Source organism: Desulfocicer niacini, from assembly GCF_054657595.1.
Window position 1 is genome coordinate 1 of sequence record NZ_BAAHYK010000107.1, and the last position, 4,510, is coordinate 4,510.

General features: G+C 37.3%; 7 protein-coding genes. 6 read left to right on the plus strand and 1 reads right to left on the minus strand.

What is annotated here, in order from left to right:
• Positions 1-40 precede the first annotated feature (40 nt).
• The 6 genes from ACYQ2M_RS24665 (at position 41) to ACYQ2M_RS24690 (ending at position 4,221) form a co-directional block, all read left to right on the plus strand.
• The gene (locus tag ACYQ2M_RS24665; protein WP_459919060.1) at positions 41-565 is read left to right on the plus strand and encodes a DUF6125 family protein; all 525 of its coding nucleotides are present in this window, start codon (positions 41-43) and stop codon (positions 563-565) included.
• Between the two features lie 123 nt (positions 566-688).
• The gene (locus ACYQ2M_RS24670) at positions 689-1,261 is read left to right on the plus strand and encodes a PH domain-containing protein (RefSeq protein WP_459919061.1); all 573 of its coding nucleotides are present in this window, start codon (positions 689-691) and stop codon (positions 1,259-1,261) included.
• A gap of 154 nt (positions 1,262-1,415) precedes the next feature.
• Positions 1,416-2,468, plus strand: a complete 1,053-nt coding sequence (locus ACYQ2M_RS24675; RefSeq protein ID WP_459919062.1) for a hypothetical protein — start codon at positions 1,416-1,418, stop codon at positions 2,466-2,468.
• A gap of 54 nt (positions 2,469-2,522) precedes the next feature.
• Positions 2,523-2,750 carry a hypothetical protein gene (locus ACYQ2M_RS24680; protein ID WP_459919063.1) on the plus strand — a complete coding sequence of 76 codons (228 nt, stop codon included), beginning with the start codon at positions 2,523-2,525 and terminating at the stop codon, positions 2,748-2,750.
• 156 nt (positions 2,751-2,906) lie between these two features.
• Entirely contained in the window at positions 2,907-3,128 is a 222-nt protein-coding gene (locus tag ACYQ2M_RS24685) for a hypothetical protein (protein ID WP_459919064.1), read from the plus strand.
• 214 nt (positions 3,129-3,342) lie between these two features.
• The gene (locus ACYQ2M_RS24690; RefSeq protein ID WP_459919065.1) at positions 3,343-4,221 is read left to right on the plus strand and encodes a hypothetical protein; all 879 of its coding nucleotides are present in this window, start codon (positions 3,343-3,345) and stop codon (positions 4,219-4,221) included.
• 33 nt (positions 4,222-4,254) lie between these two features.
• On the opposite strand, the gene ACYQ2M_RS24695 is transcribed toward ACYQ2M_RS24690, so the two are convergent.
• Positions 4,255-4,510 (minus strand): hypothetical protein (locus tag ACYQ2M_RS24695; RefSeq protein ID WP_459919066.1); only part of this gene is annotated, 256 nt, incomplete at its 5' end.

The following is a 4,510-nucleotide window of genomic DNA, read 5'->3' on the forward strand; positions in this document are numbered from 1 at the left end:
GGCAAGTCATACCCATAAAGCAACTTAATAGGAGGCAAACATGAAATCGGTTAAGAATATTTCTCAAAAAGAGACGATTGAACTTCTAAATAAATGCTGGATGACGCATGATGGTATGTGGTTTTTTCATTGTTTACAAAAATTCGGGATCGAAGAAACAAATAGAATTAACAAATCTGCTATAAAATCGTTATCATCAATCGAAATAGAAAGAATTAAAAATATGCTTGGATTTAATACTGCTATTGAAAATAATGATGACTTTATACACTTTTTTAAAAAAGCGTCCAGCTTTATAATTCCAGATTTTATGAATGTAACGTTTGGTTATTCTGAACAGGATAAAATAACATGGGAGTTCGCTAAGGAAAAATGTTTTGCATATGCAGGTGTAAAAAGACTCGGTGTTATAGACAAGTATGAATGCGGTGTCCTATACAGAATAAAGTGCTGGCTTGAAGCGCTTGGCATAAAATATAAGTTCGCACCTGAGAGTGACCTATGCCTGATGTATCATAAAGGTTACTGTTCAGGAGAAATACAATTATTTCTTCAAAACGAATAACCAGACATTGACTCACCCACAAAAATCTTTAACCGGAGTTAAGCTGATTTCTGAAAAATATTAAACAAGTAACATGCACCGGATTTCACCGGTGATTTTGGTGGTTAGCTCTCAAGGAAAATAATGAATTACGAAGCAAAAGAAATGGTACAAAGAGAATTGGATGCAGGTGAAAAATTATTGTGGGCCGGAATGCCACGACAAGGGACGGTATTCCGTGGTTCTGATGTATTCATGATTCCGTTTAGTCTGCTTTGGGGTGGATTTGCAATTTTTTGGGAAACAATGGCTCTATCAATCCCAAATGATAAAGCCGGAGCAGTGGGGATTGTGTTCCCTTTATTCGGCATTCCTTTTGTTTTGATCGGCCTATATATGATTTTTGGTCGGTTTATTTACGATTCGAAAAAGCGAGCAAAAACATTTTATGGTCTCACTGATCAAAGGGCAATTATTGTTTCCGGTCTATTTAGTAAGAACGTCAAAAGCCTTAATTTGAGAAGCCTTAGCGATGTTTCTCTCTCTGAAAAATCAGATAAAAGTGGCACTATCACTTTCGGTCAAGAAAATCAAATGATGGCTTTCTTCGGTGGAAACAGCTTTCCAGGTATGGCCGGATCTATTGCACCGAAATTTGAATTAATAGAAAACGCCAAAGAAGTTTACAATCAACTTCGGGCGCAACAAAAGAGCTAACAAGGCAAATTAACTCGGATGCAAATTCCGCTTCGCTCCATTTGCACCGGTTATTTGCAACGTTAAATTTTGAAATCCTATTTGATGATAGCTTTTTAACGCTAAAACTAGAAAGCAAAAAGAAATTGCCAATTCTGTTTTATAAGGTAAAGAAATGGATATAACTAAGAAACCGACTGAAACTGTTTTTATTGAAATCATTCCGCAATCACTTTATGGGTCATTGATTGAATTGAAAATCCGGGTTCAAAGTGAAAATCTTTCAGGGGAATACCAAATACAACTACCCAATAACTATAAAATAGTTTCGATTGATTCTGATAACCAAATCACATTCTCTCAGAATGAAAAACATAATATAATTACAATTGTTTATCAAAACTTTTTTTGCTCAATAACTTTTGAAATTGGTAGGATAGATGAGGAGCAAAAAGGCGGTCGAAGTTGCGATGATTCTGGTTGGGATTTATATCCATTAATGAGTAATGAATTAAATTTTCCATTGCGAGTTTCTCCATATAATAAACTCACTACCAAATTAATTTTCCCAGAGAATTGTCATGGATATGCACATGAAGAATTCTCATATATTACAATTTCAGACGATTCTGGAATAAAAAAATATCATCTTCCCGAAGAAGAAACAGAAAATTCTCCTTATAGATTAAAGACTTCAATGGTTGGATACCCAAATACAAAACTAATGTATTATTGTATTGATGAATCAAGGGGTAGCAATACAGATATTGAGGTACAAACCTACTTTAGAGAAGCTTTTATTTTCCATATAATCAGTATCTTTACTCCGATTTTATACGGGATTCCCATCATTGCACTATGGGCGTATAATGCGCCCGATTTTGATGCAAGCAAGAAAATACCTATCATGATCGCCGTAATACCTTTTTATATCGGTTTATGGTATAAATCCAATATCTTAAAAAGTGTTCCAATGATAACAAATTTTCTAACCGCACTATATGCGCTTCTTTACACGTTATTCGTTATCTATGCGGTTTTATTATCATATTTCAACGAGCTGAAATGGTTTTTGTTTATGGCATATGGTGCGTTTATGTTTTTTGTCTTTGTCCTCGTAATAAAATTCAGTAAGCAACCTGTGCAAAAATCAAAATTTTTAAGACGAGTTCAGAAAATAATAAGCTTTTTTCTTAAACCATACCAATATCTTGTGAAACACTCATAAGGCTATTTTAGGTATTAGGAAGAATAAAATGCACCGAATTAGGCCGCAGATAAAATGGCAAAAATAATTTGTTTTACTCTATATAAGAGCAAAGAAAGAGAGATTTCAACATATATTTCTGGAATAGAAAAAAATATCGATCTTATTAAAGTTCTTTTACCAGATTGGGGATATAAATTTTATATCTCTGCCATATTAAAAGAACATGTAAAAAGACTAAACTTTCATGAAGGTGAGGTCATATTTATGGATGATACAAATAAACATACAGGGTCATTCTAGAGGTATAAACCTATAATCGAAGACCAAGCAAATATATTACTTTTTAGAGATTTAGATAGTTGTATCTGTGAAAGGGAGTCTGAATTTATTAACGAATGGTTAAACTCGAAATATAACGCACATATAATAAGGCATAAAAAGGAAAGCGATCGATTAATGTTTGCAGGGTTATGGGGTATTAAAGATGTTTCAAAAATAAAAAATGAATTTTTAAAAAAATTTGACATTTTAAAATATAACGATGCTGAATATGGAGAAGATGAAAATTTCTTGGATAATATAATCTATCCATTAATAAAGAACGAAATTTTGGTCCATGATATAAAATCTGATGTTTTTATAGGGAATGATGGAAGATATGTTGCAGGACCATGTTGAAGTTGGGAAGACATACATAATAGATCGCGTCAAAAAATACAGATTTGATGCGATTGGTTGGTTTTAAATTTTAATTATAAAATAATGAATATGTGGAAGGCCGGGCCAAGCCAGCGTTTAACCTTCGTAGGCAAATGTAAAAAATCTCAACAATCAACATGCACCGGATTTCACCGGTGATGTTGGGTGGTTCGGCAACAAGGCAACGAGCTAAATGAAAACTGTATTGCATATTACAAGCGGTGACATAGCAGGGAATAGATTGGTTAAGAGCGGCATACCCGGAGAAGTGTTCGTATGGCATGATATCCTCTACAATGGTCCGAGAAAACCTGGGTGGCCGGATGACGTCACTTTGGACGCCCGAGCGAGATTCCTTGAAAATTCAACGGGAGGAGGACTAAGCAGACAACATGTTCTTGAGACACTGAAAGCTCAGTATGCCAAGCTAAAAACTGCACTACATTGTGATTCCTTGGTTCTTTGGTTTGATGCATGCCTCTTTGATCAGTCGATGCTTTGCCACATTCTTACGTGCATGCGGGTTCTTGGAAACGAAAAGGCGGATCTTCTTTGCATAGATTCTTTTCCGGGAGTGGAGCCTTATCACGGTCTCGGACAGCTCTCTCCCGATCAACTGGCCTTCATGTATGGCCGACGTCAAGCATTGAAGATAGATCATTTTCTTTTTGCTGAACGTGTTGATAGATCATTCGCATTCCAAGACCAAGCCGCGTTCAAAGAACTGGCGGATTTTACTGATGCTCCTTTGCCTTGGGTTCCAGCTGCTGTAACGCGCTGGATTGAGGAATATCCAGATAGAGCAACTGGATTAGGCAGGCTTGAACAACTTGCAATAGAAGCGATACGTTCTGGTTGCGAGACTTCAGGAGAGATTTTTTCGTTTGTGTCAGCAAGAGAGACACCACCGCAATTCTGGGGAGATATCACTCTTTGGGAGAAAATCAACGCATTGGCTGATAAAGAACCACCGCTGGTCAGGATTGAAGGGCCGAGGTCACGATTGCCTCAGTGGGAAGGAATTGTTGATATAAAGCTATTTCGAGTATACCCAATGGAGCAAAGACAATAATTACTGAAGAGCCGATCGGGATAGGACTCCCCATCACTGAGGAGCCCTCCCACACCACCCGGCATACGGATCGCGTACCAAGGCGGTTCGGCTGATCAGGCAGATCAGTTCCCGGGCAGAAATAATCCAAGGGAAAGGAAATACTTGTTTGGCAGGGCCATGATGACCCATTTTACCCTGCTCATGCGCCAGTGTTACTTGCGGGAATTCCCGCAAGTAACCGCATATCGAAACGGTATTCCCGAACCCTATTGAGCAATTGTTCCCTGATGTCCGGCCAATGGCGTTT

Bases quoted from the DNA above. Each gene is read 5' to 3' on its own strand.
- ACYQ2M_RS24675 (WP_459919062.1), top strand. From the start codon at position 1,416: ATGGATATAACTAAGAAACCGACTGAAACTGTTTTTATTGAAATCATT.
- ACYQ2M_RS24685 (WP_459919064.1), top strand. From the start codon at position 2,907: ATGTTTGCAGGGTTATGGGGTATTAAAGATGTTTCAAAAATAAAAAAT.
- ACYQ2M_RS24670 (WP_459919061.1), top strand. From the start codon at position 689: ATGAATTACGAAGCAAAAGAAATGGTACAAAGAGAATTGGATGCAGGT.
- ACYQ2M_RS24690 (WP_459919065.1), top strand. From the start codon at position 3,343: ATGAAAACTGTATTGCATATTACAAGCGGTGACATAGCAGGGAATAGA.
- ACYQ2M_RS24680 (WP_459919063.1), top strand. From the start codon at position 2,523: ATGGCAAAAATAATTTGTTTTACTCTATATAAGAGCAAAGAAAGAGAG.
- ACYQ2M_RS24665 (WP_459919060.1), top strand. From the start codon at position 41: ATGAAATCGGTTAAGAATATTTCTCAAAAAGAGACGATTGAACTTCTA.